We start from the raw sequence: 22,811 nt of genomic DNA, 5'->3' as shown, positions 1-22,811 counted from the left end.
GTATTGTGCATCAAGTTTGTCCTCTTCACCTTAGGAATTTAAGAAGCATCTTCAACTTTGTTTAATTCAATAGGAATTATATCAACCTTATTTTTTAGTGCCCAATCCACCGCATACTGAGCTTCATTCGCGAATAAGAGTAAAAAGCCTCCACCTCCAGCACCACAAAGCTTAATATCTATTAGTTCATCACCAAGACTTTCCTTCCATATTTCTTTATAAGCATCAGGGATCATTTCTTTAAAATGCTCAAACTGAAACGCGGAAATAATCCCCATCGACTGTTTTAAAGATTTAAAATCATAATTCGTTGAAGCTTGAATGGCAGCATCATTTGCCATTTCTAATTTAGCAAAATCAATCTCAGAGGTTTTATTTTTAAAAATCTCCACCAAGGGCGCTGTTTTTCTAGAAATCCCCGTATCTAACAAGAAAAAATGCTTAAGTGTATCCTCATTCATTTCTTGTGATGGCGTCATACTGTATGAAATTAATGGGTCTAGACCAGAACTAGAACCATGAAAGAAATCTTCCATGCTCGCAAGAGCTTCCTGCAAACTCCCTTCATATTTCTCCACAAACGCATCGAAAACCGCAGCTGTTAATGCTCCTGAACTTCCTGCACCATAACCTATCGGAATATTAGAATTAAATAAAAGTCGATCTAAATCAATCTCTTCTATTAAATCTTGATTCAAATATATATTCGGTAGTGCGCCCAGATATTGAATAAATGGAGCAACATTATCTTCTTGAAATGAGTTTTTCAAAACCAACCTCCCAGAATAATTCCGAATAGGAATCGCAAGAGATGCTCCTCCTTTTATAACCAAGTATTCGCCAAACAGTAAAATCTTAGCCGGAAAACTTTTAAAATCAATATTCATGATGGCAATATACTAGAAAAATAAAAATCATATCTTCGCACCGTGGAAAATCTGAATAGTCTTCTTAAAAGATACCAAGAAGATGAGCGAACGAAAAATATAACAGAGCTATTAAGCTCGGAGAGTCCTAAAAGAATACTTGTAGAAGGTTTCATCGGGGCAGTGGATAGCTTTGTCCTAGCGGGAACGTATAACCTAAGACCTGCGAATCATATTTATATCGCTAACACCAAAGAGGATGCAGCTTATCTTCAGAATGACTTAGAAAACTTATTCGATAATAAAACCATCCACTTCTTTCCAGATTCTTTCTCCAGACCATTGAGGTTCGAAGAACTGAATAAAACCAACATCCTACAGAGGACGGAAGCCATTAATAAAATTATTCTTTCACACGCGGAAGGTCATTTTATTATCACGTATCCTGAAGCGATTTTCGAGAAAGTAGTTTCTCCAGAATTACTGTCAGAACAAAAAATAGAAATTAAGGTCGGGGAAAAGTTAGACACAGACACGATCATAGAAGTACTAGTAGAATATGGTTTCGTTCGTGAAGAATTTGTTTACGAACCAGGCCAGTTCGCCATTAGAGGTGGAATCGTAGATATTTTCTCTTATGGGAATGAATGGCCGTATCGAATAGAATTATTCGATGAAGACATAGAAAGTATTCGAAATTTTAATCCGACGACCCAGTTATCTATTCGAAATATTAAAGCCATCTCCATTATTCCAAATGTCAATTCTGAATTCACAAAAGAACAAAAAGTTTCCCTATTTGAAATATTTGGGAAGGGAACATCTGTCTGGATTCAGGATGTAGAAGTGATGATGGAAAAACTTCAGACCAGCTTCGAAAAGAGTGTAGTTTTTTCAAATTCACTAAGCGGAGTAAAAAGTGCAGAAGAAATCGAAGGCTTATTTAAAGAGCGTGCCTTTATCTATCCTAATCAAATCTTAGATGAAATAGAAGGTTTCCATACAGTTGTCTTAAAGAAACCACACATTGACCTAAAAATAGATCAGAAAATCTCTTACAATATTAGTCCACAACCTGCTTTCAATAAAAACTTCAAGATCCTTATTGATAATCTTGAAGGGAATGAGCGTAAAGGGCTGACAAATTTTGTTTTCGCTGAGAATAAAAAACAGATAGAGCGGTTCTATAGCATATTTGATGATCTCGAAGCAAAGATGGCTTGGTTTCCACTGAACACAGCCTTACATGAGGGCTTCATTGACAAAGATCTAAATGTAGCTGTCTATACCGATCATCAAATTTTCGATCGTTTCCACAAGTACAAACTTCGTAAAGGCTTTACGAAGGAACAGGCCATGAATTTAAAAATGCTTCGTGAGCTCCAGCCAGGTGACTTCGTTACGCATATAGATCATGGAGTTGGTAAATATTCAGGACTTGAAAAAATCAATATAAATGGGCATGTTCAGGAATCTGTAAGGTTAAAATATCTGAACAATGATATCTTATATGTCAGTATCAACTCCTTGCATAAAATATCAAAGTTCGTAGGTAAAGACGGTACGCCTCCGCGACTGAGCAAAATAGGTGGCGATGCTTGGAAAACCATGAAAGCGAAGACCAAGAAAAAGGTCAAGGATATCGCTCGGGAATTGATAAAATTATACGCGAAAAGAAAGGCTTCTAAAGGATACGCATTTCCTCCAGACGGTTACTTACAGAATGAGCTGGAGGCTTCGTTTATTTATGAAGATACGCCAGATCAGGAAAAAGCTACCATCGCTGTGAAGGACGATATGATGAAGGAATATCCGATGGATAGACTTATCTGTGGAGATGTGGGGTTTGGTAAGACGGAGATCGCGTTACGTGCAGCATTTAAGTGTGTAGTGGGAGGCAAACAAGTAGCAGTCCTCGTTCCTACTACTATTCTTGCTTTGCAACATTCTAAGACCTTTAGTGACAGACTGAGTGAGTTCGGTGTTTCTGTAGATTATATCAATAGATTCAGAACCACCAAAGAGAAAAATGAAATTTTCGAGAAACTCAAATCTGGTGAGCTAGACTTAGTCATCGGAACACATGGAATTCTGAATAAAAAAATTGGCTTCAAAGATCTAGGATTGTTGATTATAGATGAAGAACAGAAATTCGGGGTTGCTGCGAAGGAGAAATTGAGAAATATAAAGGTCAATGTTGACACACTTACCTTAACGGCCACACCGATTCCGAGAACACTTCAGTTTTCATTGATGTCTGCAAGAGATCTTTCCATTATAAAGACGCCTCCACCTAATCGTCAGCCAATTCATACAGAACGTCGAATTTTCAATGATGAAACGATTAAGGACTCAATCTACTACGAATACAATAGAGGAGGTCAAGTTTTCTTCGTCCATAATAGAGTGAAATCACTTCCTGATATTACAGCAATGGTTCGAAGACTTGTTCCTGAAGCTGATGTGGCCATGGCGCATGGTCAGATGGAAGCAAAACAATTAGAAAAAACATTACTCGATTTTATAGATCGGAAGTACGATGTTTTAGTCTGTACGAACATTATCGAAACAGGATTAGATATTGCAAATGCGAATACCATTATCATCAATAATGCCCACCATTTCGGTCTGAGTGATCTTCACCAATTGAGAGGACGGGTCGGCCGATCTAATAAAAAAGCTTTTTGCTATTTGTTTGCACCGCCACTTTCTGTGTTAACGCCAGAGGCAAGAAAAAGGCTTAAGACATTGGAGGAATTTTCGGACTTGGGCAGTGGATTCGAGATTGCGATGAAGGATTTAGATATTCGAGGTGCTGGGAATTTGCTAGGTGGAGAACAGAGTGGATTTATTTCAGATATCGGTTATGAAACCTATCAAAAAATTCTGGAGGAAGCGGTGATGGAATTAAAGGAAACGGAATACAAAGACGTTTTCAAAGAAACTTTAGACAAAGACCGCAGTTACGTTCGAGATGTAGAAATTGAGACGGACATCGAAATGTTGATTCCGGATGAATATATTAATAATATACAGGAAAGACTTCGAATCTACACACAGCTGGATCTTATAGACAACGAAGAACAACTTAAGAAATTCGAGGCGAAAATCATCGATCGATTCGGGCCAATACCTAAAGAGCTCAGAGAGTTAATGGATGGTTTAAAAGTTCGTTGGTTATGTAAGAAATTAGGTTTTGAGCGATTGTCTTTGAAAGGAAATAAGATGAGAGCATATTTCATCGGAAATGCCCAATCCAGTTACTTCGAATCTAAATTATTTACGGATGTTTTGGCTTATGTCAATGCTAATTCCGAACGTAAAAGAATCTCCTTGAAACAATCACCACGATTCCTTATTATGATTAAGGAAAGAGTAGGGAATCTGCAGCAAGCAAGAGAGTTTCTAGACCAGCTTTTTGCAAAAGTAACTTCTTAAATTCCGCACTACACGAATGGTTTTATGGCACGTTAATCTAGTTTCGTGTGAATAATTCTTAACGCTTTGTAAAACAAAGTTGAAAATCCAAAGTTATAAATGAAGTGAAGGTTGCTTGAATGAAGAAGTGATTTTTATTTTTCGTTATTTTGATTTATCTTATTGACAATGAAAATTATCCAAGGATATATTGTCTTTTTATTTTTGATTGGAAGCTGTTCGGTTTTTGGTCAGGACAAATTATTGGGTGATTCAGAAAAACCATATTTGATAAAATCCATCTTTTTCGGAGGTGGCAGTTATTATATCGACGAAGAGCAAGAGCAAGCTGTTTTTGAATTCCTAAATGGTGTACTCTTAGAAAATTACGAAATTCATATCCATTCTCATACAGACAATATTGGAAGTCGAAAATTTAATGAATACCTTTCTCAGATGCGTTCTGGTGCATCTTATCAGATGTTAGAAGAAGGTGGATACCTCATGGATAATATATTTATCAAAGACCACGGCTTCGATAATCCAGAATTCGACAATGCGACGTGGGAAGGTAGAGCTCAGAATCGGAGGGTGGATATTGTACTTTGGCCGTTGCCGTTATAATTCTTTTCAATTTTTTTTGTAACGTTTTAATGCATAATTACACTAGTACATTGAATAAACTTTTTATCAATGTTAATCAAGACGTATGCAGGGGCTGTTCATGGTGTAGAGGCTAGAACCATTACCGTAGAAGTAAATGCTGGAGGGACTTCTGCCGCTGGAAAAGGGTTGTATTATTTAGTTGGTCTCCCAGACAGTGCAGTTCGCGAAGGATTCCAAAGAGTAGAAGCAGCCATAAAGAATATTGGTCGCCGAATGCCAAGGGTTAAGCTCATTGTCAATTTAGCACCAGCAGACATTAAGAAAGAGGGCTCTTCTTTTGACTTGCCTATAGCTTTAGGAATTCTGGCCAGTACAAATCAAATAGATGGTAGCAGCTTAAGCGATTACATGATCATGGGCGAACTGTCATTAGATGGAAGCCTTAGACCCATAAAAGGTGCATTACCAATAGCCATTCAAGCGAGAAATGATGGATACAAAGGAATCATTCTTCCGAAACAAAATGCAAAGGAAGCTGCCATTGTCAATAAATTAAATGTCTATGGAATCGAAACCTTGCAAGAAGCAATTGAATTCTTTCAAAATGGACAGTCTAAAGAACCATTATTCTATGATACTAGACAAGACTTTAATATCGCATGTCAAAATGCTGAAATGGACTTTTCAGATGTCCGAGGACAAAGAAATATAAAACGCGCATTAGAACTTGCAGCAGCTGGGGGTCACAATGTTATACTAATCGGGCCTCCTGGAGCAGGGAAGACCATGTTAGCAAGAAGAATGCCTTCTATTTTGCCTCCTTTGAATTTGCATGAGGCATTAGAAACAACAAAAATACATTCGGTGGCTGGGAGGTTAGGCGATAACGAGGCGTTAGTTAAGACCCGACCCTTTCGGTCACCTCATCATACGATAAGCGATGTTGCATTGGTAGGCGGAGGATCTAATCCGAAACCAGGTGAAATATCATTGGCTCACAATGGTGTTCTATTTCTTGATGAACTTCCAGAATTCAAAAGAACAGTTCTTGAAGTAATGCGTCAACCTATGGAAGAACGAAAAGTCACCATCTCTAGAGCTAAAATTTCTGTTGACTACCCTTCTAGTTTTATGTTGATCGCTTCTATGAACCCATGTCCTTGTGGATACTATAATCATCCAGACAAAGAATGTGTCTGTGGTCCAGGAGTTGTGAAAAAATATCTCAATAAAATCTCGGGTCCTTTGCTGGATCGAATAGATCTTCACGTGGAAGTGACACCAGTTTCCTATGATGAATTAAGCGAGAAGAATACGACTTGTAGTGGGACGAGTGCAGAAATCACAGCAAGAGTTTTAAAAGCAAGACAAATCCAGAACCGCAGATTTAGAAAGGCAGACAATATTTTTTCTAATTCCCAGATGACTTCTAGAATGGTCAGAAAGGAATGTAAGTTAGGAGATGCGGAAATGATACTCTTGAAAAAAGCGATGGAAAAGCTACAGCTTTCCGCTCGGGCATATGATCGAATCTTAAAAGTGGCTCGCACGGTAGCCGATATAGAAGGATCGGAACACATTAACACTTTCCATCTCAGTGAAGCGATACAATATCGGAGCTTGGATCGTGAGGGCTGGGCAGGGTGATCAAACATCAGATCGTCGAGCCGAAACTGAGTGCAGGGATCGGCGAGCTAATTTATAAATAAAAATTATGCGATATCAAAGAGATATTTTTCAAGAAGGTGATTACTATCATCTATACAACAAAGTTGTTGGTAATGAATTATTATTTAAGCCAAAACAAGATTATGATAGATTCCTAAGTAGATTCAGAAAGTATATGTGCCCTTACATGAAAGGATACTCTTACTGCCTGATGCCAAATCATTTTCATTTCTTGATTCGTGTTCTAGAAATTAATTTAGTTCAAATTGAAAGCGAGCAAACTTCTTGCTCAAGAGAGTTAATAAATGGTCAGGTATCTTTGAATAAATTCCTAGAAAGCCAACTCTCTAGGATGCTAAGTGGATATACATTATCTTTTAATAAAAGATATAAAAGAATGGGACAGCTCTTTAAGCAAGGTACTAAGAGAGTTTTGATAAAGTCCCATACAAGGCTTTCGCAACTCCTTTGTTATGTTCACCACAATCCTATACATCATGGAATAACAAATAATTATAGGTATTGGCAATTTTGTTCTTATAACGCTTATGCCAATGAAGTTAACACACAAATAGCTAAGAATGAAATGTTAGAATTTCTTGGTGGGAAAGAACAATTCTTTCTATTACATCATGATTATAAAGAAAATTACCGAAGAAATTAGCGATAGATCGTTGAGCTAGGAGCGAAGCGGAAAGATCGCCGAGCTATTTATAAAACTCATAAGCATATTCACCATAATGCTCCGGAAACAAAATATCTCACAATCACCCAGTTCAACGATCCTTTCATTCCTCCGGCTCGGTGGTATGAAAGTTATTTATTTAAAGAAGACGCCTCAAACATTTGCGTAACAATAACAAACTCAACTATACCTAACTTGCCGAAGCAAGCAAGAGAAAAGTAAATATCCTTCAGTTTATTTTGATACCTTTGCCATATCTCAAAAATCATCACCATGAAACATGTTTTAGTCTTAGTAATTTTAATTCTTGGGCTCTCTAGTTCCTCTCTTCAAGGTCAAATGCCTGAGTCAGTATTTTCCTTTGTTGTGAATAATCAATCAGTAGATTTTACAGACCTTTCAACAGAGTCACCTACTACTTGGTTGTGGGATTTTGGAGATGGTAATACATCCACTCAGCAAAATGTTACGCATACATTTGGCGCGTATGGAAATTATACGACTTGTTTGACCGTAGCAAATAATTTTGGTTCAGACTCCACTTGTCAAACTGTCTCCATATTGCCTCCTGTTCCTATTTTCAGCAAAGCTTTTGATCCACCGATGATATCTGAGGGGCAATCCACCACTTTAATATTTACGATAGACAATTCCATCTCCAACGCTACTTCAGCCAATTTATCCTTTGTGGATAATCTGCCTGCAGGTCTTCAGGTCAGCGCTGTTCCAAATATTTCCTCAACTTGCATAGGAGGATCTATAATCGCTGCTCTAGGTTCTACAAGTATATCTTATTCAGGTGGGGATGTCGGAGCAAATTCATCATGTGAAATCATGGTAGATGTAACAGCAACTGTTACTGGCGCCTTTGTTAACACAACCAGCGATCTAACCTAAGATGCGGGAAATAGTGGGTCAGCGTCAGCCACATTACAGGTTAATGTTGCTGTCCCAGTCATGGGAGAATGGGGCCTAATTATTCTATTACTATTGTTCTTCATTTTCACCGCACAATATTTTTACAACAAGAAAATTGCAAAATCTTCAGCTATTTGAGTAATATTCAAAATCGTCCATTGTTATAAATTCTCGTCTACTACTTTGGTAAAGAAATACAAAGTAAACAAAACCAAGAGCGTTTTTATTAATGATTAGAGCTAGAACATGACGTGGTTTACTCAGATGAGAATATTATTCAAGATTAAGTATTCGAGTAAAACCAGAATCTTTTACAAGCTATACTTGACACTTTAATTCTTCACCAACTTCTTAGCAAGTTCTTTTAAGTCTATACCCATTACATCCTTACTTACTCTTACAACTTCGTCTCTAATTTCCACAGGCAATCCTGTGAACCCAACCTTTGCACCTAAAATCATACCCGCAATTGCTGCGACGGTATCATTATCTCGACCATAGTTTACAATGAATTGCATGGTTTTTAGAATATCGCCATCACCATAAGTCAAGCCCGCAATAAGTATCTGCCAGATTTCTCCTGCATGAAAGGCAATAGATCGCTGGGTGGAAGAGAGTCTATCATAAATATTATTGAGTCGATACCAATCCTCTGGACTTCCTTTAAAATTTAAAGGTGGTGTATCGAATATTTGATCTTGTTCTACTTCTATAGGTGCTTGGACAATTCCTTTCGCCTCCATCGCCATATTATAAGACAATCGTCCTATTAAGCGACTTTCTTTGTATTTAAAAGGGTCAACCTTAAACGTTTCCGTCAGTATAGTATCAATGGATTCATGATATAATGCCAAATTCGTCATCACCGATGCCAATGCTGAAAGATCTCGTGCATAACCAATATCAAAAAAGGAATGCTCGAATGCTGTTCGATAGGCCTTTTCTGAACTTGTGGCAGTTAATCCAAACATTGGCGAATAAAGCAAACCACCACATGCCATTTCACCTCCATAAAATCTATTCTGCGCCGCTGCATATTCGACTTCATCCTTTCCATAAACCAAGGCAACTCGCGCCCATTCTTTAATCCAATCCACCTTTTCCATTTCATCTTCCAACACATCCGTTGAGTTGAGAACTTCTTTGTTACTTAATCCCTTGAGCAATGATTGATAATAAGTAACAATAAATTTGGCAAATGAATCCGGAGACATTTCCCCCTTATTCTCGATCAAATATTGACCTACTAACATTTTCCATCGGGTATCATCAGTCGTAGATCCGGAAATCATATTATGTTGCCAAGTACCTTCTGGGCTTTTTTCTCTTATAACAGGTGTCAAGCCATTTACAAAACCAAATTTCGCCTGGATATCGTTTCTATCCCACATCTCTGTAGGTGCTCCCATCGCATCACCGATGGCCGAACCGACCAGTGCGCCAAGTATTTTATCATAAAATACATCTTCCGTAAGTGGTGTGTTCGCCATATCATAGCTAGTCGGATTAGGTACGGGAATATTGATTTCAGCCTTTTTCATACACGAAAATGGTAAAATTATTAGAAATAAGTAGATAAGTCTATGCATTAGAGCAAGTTATTATTGAAGTTGTTTTAATAACAAATGTTCAGATTATTTGCATGTGCCCGCCTTCCATAGCATTGCGGCGGATAGGCTTGATTCACACAATGATGCGTTTTTTGAGATTCATCCGCTAGACAGCGGACGGATCTAAAAAAAGGTGAAATATTGAGAATCAATGACATGTGAAGAAATTAATAATATGTTTTTTAAACAACTTCGTTTGCAAAAGATTATAAAAATACTATCTTTGCGCTCCATTTTAAACAATATTTAAAAATTAAACTTTATTAATGCGAAATTATGAAGTAACTTTCATCGTTGATCCAGTACTGTCCAGCGATGAAATTAAAGGGACAGCTCAGACATACGAAGACCTCGTTAAAGACGGCGGTGGAAAAATCGTAAACATGGATGAGATGGGATTACGCCAGTTAGCGTATCCTATAAACAGAAGATCTTCAGGGATCTATTACAGCTTAGAATTTGAAATCGAAAGCGGTGCTATCATTTCAAATCTAGAATTGTCAATGCGAAGAGACGAAAGAATCATGAGATTCTTAACTGTTGCATTAGACAAATACGGCGTGAAATATAACGAAGATAAAAGAGAAGGTAAAATTGGTAAGATTACCAAGAAGGACAAAAAAGATAAGAAAGATGGCCGTAAGCCTTCTAGATCTGCTGCTCCTACTGAAGCTGTTGCTGCATCAAAAGCTAAAGCTCCAGCACCAGTTCCAACTAAACCTCCTGTTCCACCTGCTGTCACTAAGACAGAAGAGGAATAATTTTATCATTTATTAAAGATTCGAATCATGGCAAATAGAGACGATATAAAATTTCTAAGTAACCCGAACATCGGGAAGCAGCGTAAAAAGTACTGTAGATTTAGAAAATTTGGAATCAAGCACATCGATTATAAAGATCCAGATTTTTTAGCTCAGTTTATTAATGAACAAGGAAAAATTCTTCCTAGAAGAATTTCTGGAAACTCTTTAAAATATCAGAAAAAAGTAGCAGTAGCTATCAAAAGGTCTAGACACCTAGCAATGCTTCCTTATGTAACTGATCTTTTTAAGTAATTGCTTAACTAAAAAAATACTTAGAAATGAATATAATATTATTAACAGATATAGATAACCTGGGAGATAAGCATTCAATTGTAACTGTGAAAAATGGTTACGGTAGAAACTATCTTATCCCGCGTGGGCTTGGCCTTATCGCTAATGCTCAGAACAAAGGTAAATTAAACGACATCATCGCTAAGGAAGAAGCAGAACGTGCTGCACGATTAAGTGAATTCCAAGAAATAGCGCAAAAACTTAAAGATGTTACCCTTACTATTCCTGCAAAATCAGGAACTTCTGGTAAAATCTTCGGTAGTGTAACTAATCTTCAGATAGCTAATAAGCTTAAAGAAGAGCAGGATGTTGATGTAGAAAGAAGAAGAATTGTTCTTCCTGAAGACATTAAAACTTTAGGAAAATATACTGCTGTTCTAAACTTACATCCTCAAGTAGATGCGAAAGTTGACTTTGAAGTAGTAAAAGCAGATTAATAAATCTCACTTACTTATAAGATACAAAGCCACTCATTTCTGAGTGGCTTTTTTTTGTTTGGTTCCAACCCGAATCTACAACATGATCATCCTCATTTTTAGGTTTTTTGTGACTTTTATATTCTTTTCTAGTCCAAAGAAGAAATATTGTTAAACGAAACTTAAAACAATGAAAAAATTAATCGCAGAATTCTTCGGAACATTTTGGTTAGTACTTGGTGGATGTGGTAGTGCTATTCTAGCAGCTGCTTACCCAGAATTAGGTATTGGCTTCGTAGGTGTTTCATTAGCTTTTGGTCTTACTGTTCTAACAATGGCCTATGCCATCGGCCATATTTCAGGTTGCCATCTTAACCCTGCTGTCTCTATTGGATTATGGGTCGGAGGTCGATTCGAAGGAAAAGATTTATTGGGTTACATTGGCGCTCAACTTTTAGGAGGTATCGCTGGAGCAGCAACACTATATTTAATTGCTTCAGGAAAAGTCGGTTATGAAGTAGGAGACTTCGCAGCTAATGGCTATGGAGAACATTCTCCCGCTGGATACAGCATGCTAGCAGCATTAATAACAGAATTTGTGCTTACTTTCTTTTTTCTATTTATTATTCTAGGTTCCACATACCCCAAGGCACCGGCAGGACTTGCTGGTATTGCAATTGGTTTATGTCTGACCTTAATACACCTCATCAGTATACCTGTAACCAATACATCTGTAAATCCTGCAAGAAGTACTAGTCAAGCATTATTTGCTGGAGACTGGGCACTAGGTCAGCTGTGGCTCTTCTGGGTAGCACCTATTGCTGGAGCCATCCTTGCTGGAGTCGTCTACAAATTCATTTCAACTGAAAAAGAATAGTTATTTAACGCAGCGCATTGTAAGCGCTTAACTATCTATAAAATATTGCAATTTCCTATGATTATTAACTGCTTGCTCTATTATCCTGCAAGCAGTTTTTTTCTATTTATCAAGTCTTTAGACTAGCAATTGACTACCCATTTATTTTTGGGCGTAACAATGCAGGTTTCATTAGTAACATTCTTATCTTTGGGGCTTTTAGTTTTTAGAGGTTAGAATTGATACTTAACCTTTAGGAAAAATATAACACGATAAACAAGTAAATGAAGATATCTCTCAATTGGCTTAAGCAATATATTATCCTTGAACAAAGTCCTGAGGAAATCTCTGAAATTCTAACAGCTATAGGGCTTGAGGTAGAAGGAATGGAGGAAATTGAAACGATAAAAGGTGGTCTCGAAGGAATCAAAGTCGGTCATGTAATTGAATGCGGAAAACATCCTAACGCTGATAAACTTTCCCTTACGAAAGTAGACATCGGTGAAGCAGAAGCAATCCAAATCGTTTGCGGTGCTCCGAATGTAGCTAAAAACCAGAAAGTATTAGTTGCAACGGTAGGAACTACACTATATGCTCCTGACGGAGAAGCTTGGAAAATCAAAGCTGGCAAGATCCGAGGCGAAGTTTCTAACGGAATGATTTGTGCCGAAGATGAAGTCGGACTAGGAGAAAGTCACGATGGAATCATGGTCCTCCCTGAAGATACAAAAGTCGGCCAATGGGCTAAAGAATTATTTGAAATCAATAATGATATTGTGTATGAAATAGGATTAACGCCTAATCGTTCTGATGCAACTTCTCATATCGGTGTTGCAGAGGATTTAGCAGCATATCTGAAAGTGAATACAGATCATGATGGTAAAATTACATATCCAGACTTTTCTGCGTTTAAGGAAGGTAGCGGTGATGGAGGAATTAAAGTTAGCCTTATAGATGAAAATGGAGCTCCTCGATATTCAGGAGTAAAAATTGAAAATATAGTCATCAAGGAATCTCCAGATTGGTTGAAAAATAATCTAAAGGCGATCGGCATCAATCCGAAAAACAATGTTGTAGATATCACTAATTTTGTTCTACATGAAATGGGACAACCATTACATGCCTTTGATGCTGAAAAAATAGCAGGAAACCATATCAAGGTTCAAACGCTTGCTGAAGGAGCTACCTTCGTAGATCTAGATGGAAAAGAAAGAACACTTCATCCGGAGGATGTCATGATTTGTGATGGAAATGATCAAGGTATGTGTATAGGAGGTGTCTTTGGAGGTCTAGATTCAGGTGTTTCTGATACTACAAAGAGCATCTTTTTAGAAAGTGCGTATTTTAATCCGAAATCGATTCGAAAAACCAGCACTAGACATCTTCTAAGAACAGATGCGGCGGTGACTTTCGAAAAGGGAAGCAATCCTAACTCAACCGTAACAGCGTTAAAGAGAGCAGCTCAACTAATGGTCGAATATGCAGACGCAAAAATCGCTTCAGAGATCATTGACCTTTATCCTCAAAAAATAGAGCCAAAGGAAATTCCAGTTAAATATTCTAATATCAACCGACTGATCGGTGACGATATTTCAAGAGAGAATGTAAATAATATCCTTGAAGCACTTCACATTGACATTATTAGTGAAAATGATGATAGCATTATTGTAAAAATACCTACGAATAAGGCTGATGTACTTCGTGAAGCAGATGTGATAGAAGAAGTCTTAAGAATTTACGGATTCAATAAAGTTTCTATTCCTGAAAAAGTAGTCAGTAATATTTCTTACAAGCCAAAGCCTAATAAGCCAGCACTCCGTAATAAAGCGGCTGATCTGCTTTGTGGATTTGGTTTTAATGAAATGATGGCGGTATCGCTTAATCAAGCAAAATATTACGAAGCTTCGGAGCAAGACAAGTTGGTTTACATCAATAACACTTCGAATATTCACCTTAATGTAATGCGTGCTGACATGGTGCATAGTGCACTTGAAGCTGTGGAATATAATGTCAATAGACAGGTTAATGATCTTAAGTTGTTTGAGTTCGGAAGAGTTTATTGGAAAGAGGGCGAAGAAATAAAGGAGAAAGAACAATTAAGTATAACGCTTTCTGGTTCCTTGTATAAGGAATCTTGGATGTACAGTGCGAAAATTGAGAACCAAGGCTTTTATTATGTTAAATCAGCAGTTAATCAACTCCTTGAATCTTTAGGTGTAAATTCTTTTCAAGTATCAGAAATTGAAAATGAACATTACTTATACGGTATCAAGTATCACCGAGGACCGAAAGTCATTGCAGAGATCGGCGTCTTACATCCAAAACTATCTGGAAAAATGGGTGTTAAGCAAGAAGTTGTATTCGGGGAATTGGACTGGAATGAAGTGGTTAAAGCTGGAGCAAAGAACAAAATACAGAGTTCTGTAATCAGCAAATATCCTAAGGTGAGAAGAGACTTAGCGCTAGTAGTAGGAGATCATGTTAAATTCAGCGATGTTGAATCGATTGCAAAAAAGACGGATAAGCGGATTTTGAAGGAGGTCAATTTATTCGACGTTTATAAAAACGATGAGCAATTAGGAGAAGGCAAGAAATCGTATGCAGTAAGTTTCGAGTTTCAAGAATTAGACAAGACATTAAAAGATAAAGAAGTAGATAAAGTAATGAAATCGATGATGGATAAATTCGAAAAAAACTTAGGAGCTTTCATTCGGAAATAACCAACTGAAAATCATTGGCATAATTATTTGATAATAAATTAATATATTTGAACTATGCAAGCACTTTTAAAAAAGGCAAGTAATATTGAGTTAAAAGTTAAGCAGCTAAAAACTCGATTAGAAATGCTGGAAAAGGAAAATGCATATTATAAAGAAGAGAATAAAAATTTAGTTGAAAAGCTTAAACAGCAAAAAGTAATAATTAACGAGCTAGAAAATAAAGCTAACCATAAAGAATCTAACTCTAATCAGCTAAACCCTGATCAGAAAAAAGAATTTAGAAATAAAATAGAAGCTCATGTAAGTGAAATAGATCAAGTTATCGATTTATTACGAACATAGAAAAGAGATGTCTGAAGAGAAATTGAAACGAATCATTCTAACGATTGCGGGAAGAACATATCCTGTCAAAGTCAACGATGCTGAAGAGCCGATTATGCGGAGCATTGAAAAAGATATTAATGACAAAATCAATGATTTACAGTTGTCGTACGAAGGAAAAGACATTCGTGATTATATGAGTCTGGCAATTATTTCTTACGCCTATGAACTACAGAAGGCTCAAAAGCCTGATGAAGTTAGAGTATTAGGTAGTAAGTTAGATGAAATAGAAGCGCTCCTAGATTAAAATTTTGCTGTTCTTAATGAAGTGTAATCCTGTAGGATTTTCACTTCTACATAAAGCCGTCACGAAGGTGAACGGTATTAATCATTTTTAAATTAAGAACATATGGACATGATGGGATTAGTTATAGGACTCGTAGTTGGGGCCGTAGTTGGTTTTCTTGCTGTATACTTTACTGTTAAACGAGGCAGTTTAGGTAAAATAGAAGAAGCCAATAAGAAAGCAGATCTGACATTAAAGGAAGCAGATATTACTGCTAAGAGAAAAATAGATGAAGCAGAAACGAAAGCTGAAAAAATCGTATCACGAGCAGAATCTAAAAACGAAGACATCAAGCAAAAGAAGATTAGAGAAGCTAAAGACAAATTTGCTGCTTTAAAATCTGATCTAGATGCAAAGAAGAATCAACAAATACTTGAGTTAAAAGAACTTGGACTAGAAATTAAAGAGAAGGAAAAAGAAATAGCCAAGAAACAACAATCTTTTGATGACAAATTAGAAAACATCGAAAGTAAAGAACAGGAAATAGAGAATATTCGTACCAATCTTGAGAAACAATTAAAAATAGTTTCTACTAAGAAAGAACAACTGGATAAAGCGAATGAACATCATATCAAAGCACTGGAATCAGTCGCTAAACTTTCAGAAGCAGAAGCGAAAGAGCAATTATTAGAAGCCGTAAAAGCGAAAGCTGAAACCGATGCAATGGCTTTACAAAAAGATGTGATCTCTCAGGCTCAATTAACTGCCAACAAAGAAGCTAAGAAAATAGTTATTCAGTCTATACAAAGAATGTGTGCTGAATATACCATTGAGAATACTGTTTCTGTTTTCAATCTAGAATCAGACGATATCAAAGGTCAGATTATAGGAAGAGAAGGGCGAAATATTAGAGCGCTAGAAGCAGCTACTGGAGCTGAGATCGTTGTTGACGATACTCCAGAAGCGATTATCATTTCTAGTTTTGATCCAATCAGAAGAGAAATCTGTCGATTAGCACTGAAGAGATTAGTTGCTGATGGAAGAATTCACCCAACTAAGATCGAAGAAGTTGTTGCTAAGGTTAGAAAGCAATTAGACGAACAGATCGTAGAAATAGGAGAAAGAACTGTAATTGATCTTGATATTCACGGTCTTCACCCTTACTTAGTGAAAATGGTCGGTAGAATGAGATTTAGATCCTCATATGGTCAGAATCTATTAAAGCACTCAATCGAGACAGCTCACTTATGCGCAATTATGGCTTCTGAATTAGGAATGAGTCCTAAGCAAGTTAAAATGGCAAAGAGAGGAGGATTGCTCCACGATATCGGAAAGGTAGCAGAAGAGGAATCAGAATTATCACACGCAATCTTAGGAATGCAGTTATGTGAGAAGCATAAAGAGAGTGATATCATCTGTAACGCTGTAGGTGCTCACCATGACGAGGTAGAAATGAATAACATTATTGCACCGATCGTTCAAGCATGTGATGCTATATCTGGAGCGAGACCGGGAGCAAGAAGAGAAATTCTAGAAAGTTACTTGAAACGTATTACTGAGTTAGAAGATCTAGCAATGGAATATGATGGTGTACAGAAAGCATATGCACTTCAGGCAGGAAGAGAACTTAGAGTAATCGTAGAAAGTGATAAAGTAACGGATGCATTTGCAGATGACTTATCATTTATGATTTCTCAGAAGATTCAGGATGAAATGCAATATCCTGGTCAAGTGAAAGTGACGGTTATCAGAGAAAAAAGAGCGGTGGCTTACGCAAGATAGAATCTTACAGATTTAAAATATATAAGACCCGATGCAGCAATGTTTCGGGTCTTTTTTTTGGTCTCTCAAGACCTTGGAATTCAGCAAGAGCATGTATGGTGAAATCTTGCCATTTTCAATGCAAATGCAATCCCTTGTCCGATTATTAGCGAATTCTTCCTGCTTGCTAATAACTGCATTAATAGTCTAATTCTACCTAGAAACCGTGGTCTAAAAGCTAATCCATTAAATTTTTGTACCTTTGCGGCTTGATAAACATTGGATTCGTGTTAAGAATATCTTTCATAATCCATTTTTTTAATAAAATTATAGCTTTTGATACTTAGAATATTATCCGTTAAAAGAAGAAGAAAACTAGAAACCAGATACCACCCTAAAATGGGAGTTCTGCTTACTAAAGTTACCTACATCAAAAAAACTATCTTAGGGATTCCATTTAAAACCCTGCACAAATACAGGGAAACCTATTTCGGAGAAATCAAAGATTGCAAAGACTGCCAGGTTTCTAAAATGTCGCTTTCGAATTAATTCGCCAAGGAAATTTTTATAATAGATAAGTTTGCCATCAAATTCTAATGCATTTTCTGCATTGAGTCCCTTTATTCATATGCTTATAAGTTAGGGCTTAATTTTCCAAACTTTATCTGAAGCTTCTAGATATTCGGATATCGCTGCAGAACCATACCAAGGATACATTTCGTAAGCAATATATCCATCTTTGATGGCTGGATCAGTTGCAAGTAAATCCTCAGCAGCTTCTAGATTGTCAACATTTAGAATAAAGATGCCACGATAGTTTTTATCGTTTTTCAGCATCGGACCTGCAATAACTAACTTATCTTCTTTCACCAATTGCGAAATATTCTTCATATGCCCTGCAAAACTGGTATTTCTCTTTTCTTCATCTTTCGAAGTATTATCTCCCGTTTTCAGAATGACAAACACATAAGTCTTCATCCCATAATCATCGGCACCTAAAGCAGCCGCGAGCTCTGCATCATATTTCGGATTATCGTTTTGTGCATTTAATCCAAGGCTAATTAATAGCATTCCAAAATACATTATCATAGATCTCATAAGCGATTATTTTCATTTCCTATACATCCAATTTAATAAATTTCTAAGGAGTGTGGAAATAATTCTTATGCTCTACTCTAAGGAGGATGTTGAGATATTTACTTCTTTTTCAATAAATGGTTCAAGGGGAGCTTCTGTTTCATGAAAGGTGTAATCAGAAAAGTAGGTGTACATCAGCTTATCTTCGATACATATTTGAGTCATTTCATTGAGTCCATTCGGAAGGTAATACGTATACATTTCCATACTATACTCATCTTGATATCCTTTTCCCACTTTTATAATCTCATCTGGAAGTATATCTGTCACGGTAAAGATGCGCGTATCTATTTTCACGGCCCCATCTTCATGATAGGCAAGAACTTTTCTTGGAACCTCCTTTTTCTGTTCCTCCCCTATTCTATCTCCATTCAGATCAAAATTGGCGATCGTCGGTTTGCCATCTTTCTTAACCCAGATTTGTTTCAGATTTCCATTATCATGATAAAAGTACTTTCTCGTCACTTTTGGGTGTCCCTTTCTCTTAATAATCAACTTTTCTTCTTTACCATCTTCGTTGAAGTAGGTCGTTTGCTGCAAGCCCTTATACTCACCAGTCACACTGTAGTATCGTTCCACTTGCTTTAAAGGAGTCCTGTTGATTTCTTTGTATTGATAGAGGATATGATTTCGATAGTAATCTTCCCTATAGCAGAAATTATTTTCGTCATAATGAAATATAATTTTTGCTTGAATAGGCATATTCTCTTTGCTCTTGTACTCAATCAAATTGGCATTTTCATCGAATATATTTGTCTCAAAAACAGAAGTATCTCCTAATCTTTCGGAGTATCGAATACGCTCTTGCTTCACATTCATCCGCTCTAAAAGTTCCAGATCGTTCGGAATATAGGAATACTGAGCATTCATACTAAGGGTAGCTACTACTGCCCCTAGGATAGGTAGGTATTTTTTCAATAGATCCATGGTATAAAGGTGTTTGATCTAAAAAGAAGACAAGTACTGACTCCTCTACCCTATGCTGAATATTTGAATTGACGTGATATGAAAAGTACTTGACAGTTCGATCATTTTTTAATTTTTATGTCAATTTTTAACTAGATTACCGACCAGATTTATGAAGCAAATTTTATTTATAAACAAATGCGAAAGTCTTAATTACAGCATTTCTATTTTAATCTTTATTAGATAGGTAAACAGAGGTACTAAAATTATCTTTATGTAACATCGCTTATTTCAGCAATATAATTATAAATTCAATTTTCCTTTCAAAACTCAAAATTAACTGGAATTCGATTACCTCAAATAAAAAAAAACTAATTATTTCCTTATTATTCCTTCAAATTATTAAATTTGCACCGCTTTATAAGCAACTTTTGCTTGTGAAGGCATAACTCGGACCTATAGCTCAGCTGGTTAGAGCACCTGACTCATAATCAGGTGGCCCGGGGTTCAAGTCCCTGTGGGTCCACTTAAACGCCTTGTAAATCATTGATTTACAAGGCGTTTTTAATTTTATAATCAATATAGGGCCTCGTCCCATTAGGATGAGCATTAGATAGAGTTCGGTATAAATGTCGAGGCTTCTCTACATTATTTAAAAATCTTTAAACTTTGACCTATAAAACTTTAAACTAGAACATGGCTTAGCACTCTCTCCATTTAATTTCAAGCTTACAAGTCCATTTATCACTAAACATTGACCTAAAAAACTCTAAACTAGAACATGGCTTAGCACTCTCTTCATTACATTTCGAGCTTACTAGTCCATTTGTTATTGAAAAAACTTTAAACATTGACCTATAAACTTTAAACTAGAAAATGGCTTAGCAGCCTCTCCATTTTATTTCAAGCTTACAAGTCCATTTATCACTTTAAACATTGACCTATAAACTCTAAACTATACTAATCCATCTTCTACGACTCTTTCGGAATTGTTACCAAGTATTTGTTCTTCATAACCGTTAATTTCTTATCTCTCAACCAAGGATTATAAACCTTTAGAATACGATAAGAAATACCATGCTCTTCTGCAAATTTAGACCAGCTCGGAACAGATTTAGAAATTTCAACTTGATAAACATTTTCGAATGGCTTGTACATATCCGACGGTTCAAGATAGAAGCCATACATGCTTGGATTAGACATAATTTCTTTAATGGCCATTAATCGGAAAACATATCTGCTCGTTTCTGAATTCAGATTCAGATCAAAGTAATGCTCTTGATCTTGTGATGCGAGTAATGATTTGTAACGTGTAGGTCCCACATTATAAGCAGCTGCAGCGTCAAACCATGTTCCAAATTTACTTTTCAACCATTTGATATATTCACATGCCGCCTGGGTACTTTTCTCTAAATGGTATCTTTCATCTACTTCATCATTTATTTCTAAACCATACTCTTTTCCCGAAAGCTTCATGAATTGCCAAAAACCTCTCGCACCGGATGGAGAAACCGCATTCATCAAATTACTTTCAGCAACTGCTAGGTATTTGAAATCATCTGGGACTCCATTTTCTGCTAAAATTCTTTCCATCGTTGGAAAAAAACGATTAGCTCGCTTAATATTTAACAAAGTATTAGATTGCCAGTAAGAATTCACCATTAATTCTCTATCGAATCGTTCAACCGCATCAAAATTATCAAGCGGCAGAACTTCACCAGCAAATGTATAAGTCTTTGTTAAATCAGCAGCCTTGATTACTTGAGGCAGACCTTCTGGAGCTACACTTTCGCTTGAACTTGCTTCTACTACTTTCGACGGCTTATTATCCGCCTCATCAGACGTAGAAGTATAGGAAATAAATATCATAGAAGTGAAAACCAATCCAGAAACAACGGATAGTAATGTGAATAATCGATTCATAGCCTTGTTAAATTTAGTCTAAGTTAAAGAAAATTATGCTTTCTTTAAAACCCTAGGCCGCTTAAAGATCGGAACTGTGCTACATGGTTCACCGTACATGATACTTTGAGCAAAGGGTTTTAGCTTTCTAGTAATTGCCGCGTAAGCTGAAGGTGGCACTTCTTTATTACTACATCCCTTTATAACGACGCGTTGATCTTTATATTCTTCGCCATTTATACTATCAATTAATTTTTGATAATAATATTTTAAATACTCAGTTTGGGTTCCCTGAAATATTTGCGCTCCGTATTCTTCAGCATAAGCACTCACCAGCATGTAAGCCCACACAGGAATGATTGCATCCGTAGAGCATAACACCAATACAATCTTGTCCTGAACCACTGACCAATCAAATTCCATCAGTGATGTTCTGAAATCTTTTTCCTTCAAGATCAATTCCATGAATAGATAATCTTTCAGATCAAATACATAAAACTCATTCGCTGGATAATGATCCTCCAAATTAAAGTTAATAAGCCCTGAATTAGCTACTCGATTTATTAATGGTTTATCTTCTGTCATTCTTCTTCAACAATTTCTATCGAGGATGGTTGACCGATCGTCTCCTCTGATTGATTAAATTCTTTTAAAGTCGGTAGATCTTTAGCTGACTTAAGCCCAAAGTAATCCATGAACTTAGCGCTCGTTCTATATAGTAGTGGCTTTCCTGGCCCTTCAGCTCTACCTGCCAACTCTATTAATTCTTTTTCTAATAATTTCTGAACGGTGTAGTCACTATTTACACCTCTGATACTTTCTATAAAAGTCTTCGTTACCGGTTGCTTATAAGCTATAATGCTTAAAGTTTCCATGGCCACCTTAGTTAACTTAGAATTAGATTTCTCTTTCAGTAACGATCCTACTGTTGCATGATATGCAGGTTTGCTCATAAATGCGAATGCACCATCTATTTCATCGATACCGAACGCAAATGAATCTGCATTATATTTCTCAGTTAATCGAAAAATAGCTTGGTGGATTTCCCCAATATCAAAATCCTGGACCAATAATCGATCCAGGCATTTCTTTATCATTTCGGCGCTGATGGGTACATCAGTCGCAAATATTAAACTCTCAACATGTAAATCTAACCTATCCAATTCTTATGCTTTATAACTATCAAAGTTATAAATTCAATATCACATAATGGTTAAAAAGGTATAGCTAAACACGAAAACAGAGGCTAATAGTAAGGAAAAAATCAACAATGTGTACATCAGATCTCTCTTCCGATACTTCCTTCGTAATTCGTTTAACGGCGTATCTGCTTCCTCATTAATGGTTAATCCATAAGAAAAGTTTTCTTTCTCTCGCTTAACATTAAGCTCGCAGAGTTCTGGCCCTAAAAAGAAGGAGTATGTTTTAGTTCGGAGTACATTAAAATCGATAATCATTATTTTGTTGTTACAATTAACCACAACGTGGCCATTTGGAGCAACATGAACGATTCCAACATTGTACTTTTCCCCATAGTCATCGACGTAAGTCCAATCTAGTTGACTCATAGGTGTAGTATTTAGTAATTAGTGTAAGTAAGCTCTCTAAATTTAGCTTATTATTCTTATAACGAAAAAAAATT

At 36.5% G+C, this 22,811-nt stretch carries 22 protein-coding genes and 1 tRNA gene; 15 read left to right on the top strand and 8 right to left on the bottom strand.

What is annotated here, in order from left to right; genetic code table 11:
• Nucleotides 1-38 precede the first annotated feature (38 nt).
• On the bottom strand, nucleotides 39-887 hold the full coding sequence (locus tag L2586_RS17995) for a mevalonate kinase family protein (RefSeq protein WP_235294330.1): 849 nt from the start codon (nucleotides 885-887) through the stop codon (nucleotides 39-41).
• A gap of 42 nt (nucleotides 888-929) precedes the next feature.
• On the opposite strand from L2586_RS17995, the gene mfd reads away from it, so the two are divergent.
• From mfd to L2586_RS17970, 5 genes are all read left to right on the top strand, one after another.
• Nucleotides 930-4,304 carry a transcription-repair coupling factor gene (gene mfd / locus L2586_RS17990; RefSeq protein ID WP_235294329.1) on the top strand — a complete coding sequence of 1,125 codons (3,375 nt, stop codon included), beginning with the start codon at nucleotides 930-932 and terminating at the stop codon, nucleotides 4,302-4,304.
• Between the two features lie 168 nt (nucleotides 4,305-4,472).
• Entirely contained in the window at nucleotides 4,473-4,907 is a 435-nt protein-coding gene (locus L2586_RS17985) for an OmpA family protein (RefSeq protein ID WP_235294328.1), read from the top strand.
• A 69-nt stretch (nucleotides 4,908-4,976) separates the two neighbouring features.
• Nucleotides 4,977-6,536 carry a YifB family Mg chelatase-like AAA ATPase gene (locus L2586_RS17980; RefSeq protein WP_235294327.1) on the top strand — a complete coding sequence of 520 codons (1,560 nt, stop codon included), beginning with the start codon at nucleotides 4,977-4,979 and terminating at the stop codon, nucleotides 6,534-6,536.
• Nucleotides 6,537-6,603: 67 nt separating this feature from the next.
• Entirely contained in the window at nucleotides 6,604-7,221 is a 618-nt protein-coding gene (locus tag L2586_RS17975) for a hypothetical protein (protein WP_235294326.1), read from the top strand.
• 294 nt (nucleotides 7,222-7,515) lie between these two features.
• On the top strand, nucleotides 7,516-8,139 hold the full coding sequence (locus tag L2586_RS17970) for a PKD domain-containing protein (protein ID WP_235294325.1): 624 nt from the start codon (nucleotides 7,516-7,518) through the stop codon (nucleotides 8,137-8,139).
• Between the two features lie 353 nt (nucleotides 8,140-8,492).
• Here L2586_RS17970 and L2586_RS17965 read toward each other — a convergent pair whose 3' ends face one another.
• On the bottom strand, nucleotides 8,493-9,701 hold the full coding sequence (locus L2586_RS17965) for an ADP-ribosylglycohydrolase family protein (RefSeq protein WP_235294324.1): 1,209 nt from the start codon (nucleotides 9,699-9,701) through the stop codon (nucleotides 8,493-8,495).
• A gap of 335 nt (nucleotides 9,702-10,036) precedes the next feature.
• Here L2586_RS17965 and rpsF point away from each other — a divergent pair, with 335 nt between their 5' ends.
• From rpsF to L2586_RS17920, 9 genes are all read left to right on the top strand, one after another.
• Complete coding sequence (gene rpsF, locus L2586_RS17960) at nucleotides 10,037-10,531, top strand: 30S ribosomal protein S6 (RefSeq protein ID WP_235294323.1); 495 nt, start codon at nucleotides 10,037-10,039, stop codon at nucleotides 10,529-10,531.
• 27 nt (nucleotides 10,532-10,558) lie between these two features.
• Nucleotides 10,559-10,825, top strand: coding sequence for a 30S ribosomal protein S18 (gene rpsR / locus L2586_RS17955; RefSeq protein WP_235294322.1), 267 nt, complete (start codon nucleotides 10,559-10,561; stop codon nucleotides 10,823-10,825).
• 26 nt (nucleotides 10,826-10,851) lie between these two features.
• The gene (gene rplI, locus L2586_RS17950; protein ID WP_235294321.1) at nucleotides 10,852-11,301 is read left to right on the top strand and encodes a 50S ribosomal protein L9; all 450 of its coding nucleotides are present in this window, start codon (nucleotides 10,852-10,854) and stop codon (nucleotides 11,299-11,301) included.
• A 169-nt stretch (nucleotides 11,302-11,470) separates the two neighbouring features.
• Nucleotides 11,471-12,157, top strand: a complete 687-nt coding sequence (gene aqpZ / locus L2586_RS17945; RefSeq protein ID WP_235294320.1) for an aquaporin Z — start codon at nucleotides 11,471-11,473, stop codon at nucleotides 12,155-12,157.
• A gap of 263 nt (nucleotides 12,158-12,420) precedes the next feature.
• A complete protein-coding gene (gene pheT / locus L2586_RS17940; protein ID WP_235294319.1) occupies nucleotides 12,421-14,856 on the top strand; it encodes a phenylalanine--tRNA ligase subunit beta in 2,436 nt (811 codons plus the stop codon).
• A 54-nt stretch (nucleotides 14,857-14,910) separates the two neighbouring features.
• Nucleotides 14,911-15,198 (top strand): hypothetical protein, encoded by a 288-nt coding sequence (locus L2586_RS17935; RefSeq protein WP_235294318.1) that lies wholly within the window; start codon nucleotides 14,911-14,913, stop codon nucleotides 15,196-15,198.
• Nucleotides 15,199-15,205: 7 nt separating this feature from the next.
• Entirely contained in the window at nucleotides 15,206-15,484 is a 279-nt protein-coding gene (locus L2586_RS17930; RefSeq protein ID WP_235294317.1) for a cell division protein ZapA, read from the top strand.
• A 102-nt stretch (nucleotides 15,485-15,586) separates the two neighbouring features.
• Nucleotides 15,587-17,245 carry a ribonuclease Y gene (gene rny / locus L2586_RS17925; RefSeq protein ID WP_348535568.1) on the top strand — a complete coding sequence of 553 codons (1,659 nt, stop codon included), beginning with the start codon at nucleotides 15,587-15,589 and terminating at the stop codon, nucleotides 17,243-17,245.
• Between the two features lie 315 nt (nucleotides 17,246-17,560).
• Nucleotides 17,561-17,773, top strand: a complete 213-nt coding sequence (locus L2586_RS17920; RefSeq protein WP_235294315.1) for a hypothetical protein — start codon at nucleotides 17,561-17,563, stop codon at nucleotides 17,771-17,773.
• Nucleotides 17,774-17,863: 90 nt separating this feature from the next.
• Here the strand turns inward: L2586_RS17920 and L2586_RS17915 are convergent, their stop codons facing one another.
• Nucleotides 17,864-18,322, bottom strand: a complete 459-nt coding sequence (locus tag L2586_RS17915) for a YciI family protein (protein ID WP_235294314.1) — start codon at nucleotides 18,320-18,322, stop codon at nucleotides 17,864-17,866.
• Between the two features lie 72 nt (nucleotides 18,323-18,394).
• Complete coding sequence (locus L2586_RS17910; RefSeq protein ID WP_235294313.1) at nucleotides 18,395-19,288, bottom strand: hypothetical protein; 894 nt, start codon at nucleotides 19,286-19,288, stop codon at nucleotides 18,395-18,397.
• Between the two features lie 431 nt (nucleotides 19,289-19,719).
• Here L2586_RS17910 and L2586_RS17905 point away from each other — a divergent pair.
• Nucleotides 19,720-19,793, top strand: a tRNA-Ile gene (locus tag L2586_RS17905).
• Between the two features lie 446 nt (nucleotides 19,794-20,239).
• Here the strand turns inward: L2586_RS17905 and L2586_RS17900 are convergent.
• Genes L2586_RS17900 through L2586_RS17885 form a run of 4 tightly spaced genes read right to left on the bottom strand, consistent with a single transcriptional unit; the run spans nucleotide 20,240 to nucleotide 22,737 of the window.
• A complete protein-coding gene (locus L2586_RS17900) occupies nucleotides 20,240-21,190 on the bottom strand; it encodes a lytic transglycosylase domain-containing protein (RefSeq protein WP_235294312.1) in 951 nt (316 codons plus the stop codon).
• 33 nt (nucleotides 21,191-21,223) lie between these two features.
• Nucleotides 21,224-21,754 (bottom strand): DUF2480 family protein, encoded by a 531-nt coding sequence (locus L2586_RS17895; RefSeq protein WP_235294311.1) that lies wholly within the window; start codon nucleotides 21,752-21,754, stop codon nucleotides 21,224-21,226.
• Nucleotides 21,751-22,332: an SMC-Scp complex subunit ScpB gene (scpB, locus tag L2586_RS17890; protein WP_235294310.1), complete on the bottom strand. Its 582-nt coding sequence runs from the start codon at nucleotides 22,330-22,332 to the stop codon at nucleotides 21,751-21,753. The genes L2586_RS17895 and scpB overlap by 4 nt, the downstream gene beginning before the upstream one ends.
• Nucleotides 22,333-22,371: 39 nt before the next feature.
• Complete coding sequence (locus L2586_RS17885) at nucleotides 22,372-22,737, bottom strand: hypothetical protein (protein WP_235294309.1); 366 nt, start codon at nucleotides 22,735-22,737, stop codon at nucleotides 22,372-22,374.
• Nucleotides 22,738-22,811 lie beyond the last annotated feature (74 nt).

The sequence above is a fragment of the Portibacter lacus genome, assembly GCF_021533215.1.
GTDB classification, from domain to species: domain Bacteria; phylum Bacteroidota; class Bacteroidia; order Chitinophagales; family Saprospiraceae; genus Portibacter; species Portibacter lacus.
The sequence above is the reverse complement of the archived record's forward strand: the minus strand, read 5'-3'. Positions and strand labels throughout refer to the sequence as shown.

Excerpts from the sequence above, each read along its gene's own strand:
- L2586_RS17995 (WP_235294330.1), bottom strand. The coding sequence starts at position 887 with ATGAATATTGATTTTAAAAGTTTTCCGGCTAAGATTTTACTGTTTGGC.
- L2586_RS17985 (WP_235294328.1), top strand. The coding sequence starts at position 4,473 with ATGAAAATTATCCAAGGATATATTGTCTTTTTATTTTTGATTGGAAGC.
- L2586_RS17980 (WP_235294327.1), top strand. The coding sequence starts at position 4,977 with ATGTTAATCAAGACGTATGCAGGGGCTGTTCATGGTGTAGAGGCTAGA.
- L2586_RS17975 (WP_235294326.1), top strand. The coding sequence starts at position 6,604 with ATGCGATATCAAAGAGATATTTTTCAAGAAGGTGATTACTATCATCTA.
- L2586_RS17970 (WP_235294325.1), top strand. The coding sequence starts at position 7,516 with ATGAAACATGTTTTAGTCTTAGTAATTTTAATTCTTGGGCTCTCTAGT.
- L2586_RS17965 (WP_235294324.1), bottom strand. The coding sequence starts at position 9,701 with ATGAAAAAGGCTGAAATCAATATTCCCGTACCTAATCCGACTAGCTAT.
- rpsF (WP_235294323.1), top strand. The coding sequence starts at position 10,037 with ATGCGAAATTATGAAGTAACTTTCATCGTTGATCCAGTACTGTCCAGC.
- rpsR (WP_235294322.1), top strand. The coding sequence starts at position 10,559 with ATGGCAAATAGAGACGATATAAAATTTCTAAGTAACCCGAACATCGGG.
- rplI (WP_235294321.1), top strand. The coding sequence starts at position 10,852 with ATGAATATAATATTATTAACAGATATAGATAACCTGGGAGATAAGCAT.
- aqpZ (WP_235294320.1), top strand. The coding sequence starts at position 11,471 with ATGAAAAAATTAATCGCAGAATTCTTCGGAACATTTTGGTTAGTACTT.
- pheT (WP_235294319.1), top strand. The coding sequence starts at position 12,421 with ATGAAGATATCTCTCAATTGGCTTAAGCAATATATTATCCTTGAACAA.
- L2586_RS17935 (WP_235294318.1), top strand. The coding sequence starts at position 14,911 with ATGCAAGCACTTTTAAAAAAGGCAAGTAATATTGAGTTAAAAGTTAAG.
- L2586_RS17930 (WP_235294317.1), top strand. The coding sequence starts at position 15,206 with ATGTCTGAAGAGAAATTGAAACGAATCATTCTAACGATTGCGGGAAGA.
- rny (WP_348535568.1), top strand. The coding sequence starts at position 15,587 with ATGGACATGATGGGATTAGTTATAGGACTCGTAGTTGGGGCCGTAGTT.
- L2586_RS17915 (WP_235294314.1), bottom strand. The coding sequence starts at position 18,322 with ATGAGATCTATGATAATGTATTTTGGAATGCTATTAATTAGCCTTGGA.
- L2586_RS17910 (WP_235294313.1), bottom strand. The coding sequence starts at position 19,288 with ATGGATCTATTGAAAAAATACCTACCTATCCTAGGGGCAGTAGTAGCT.
- L2586_RS17900 (WP_235294312.1), bottom strand. The coding sequence starts at position 21,190 with ATGAATCGATTATTCACATTACTATCCGTTGTTTCTGGATTGGTTTTC.
- L2586_RS17895 (WP_235294311.1), bottom strand. The coding sequence starts at position 21,754 with ATGACAGAAGATAAACCATTAATAAATCGAGTAGCTAATTCAGGGCTT.
- L2586_RS17885 (WP_235294309.1), bottom strand. The coding sequence starts at position 22,737 with ATGAGTCAACTAGATTGGACTTACGTCGATGACTATGGGGAAAAGTAC.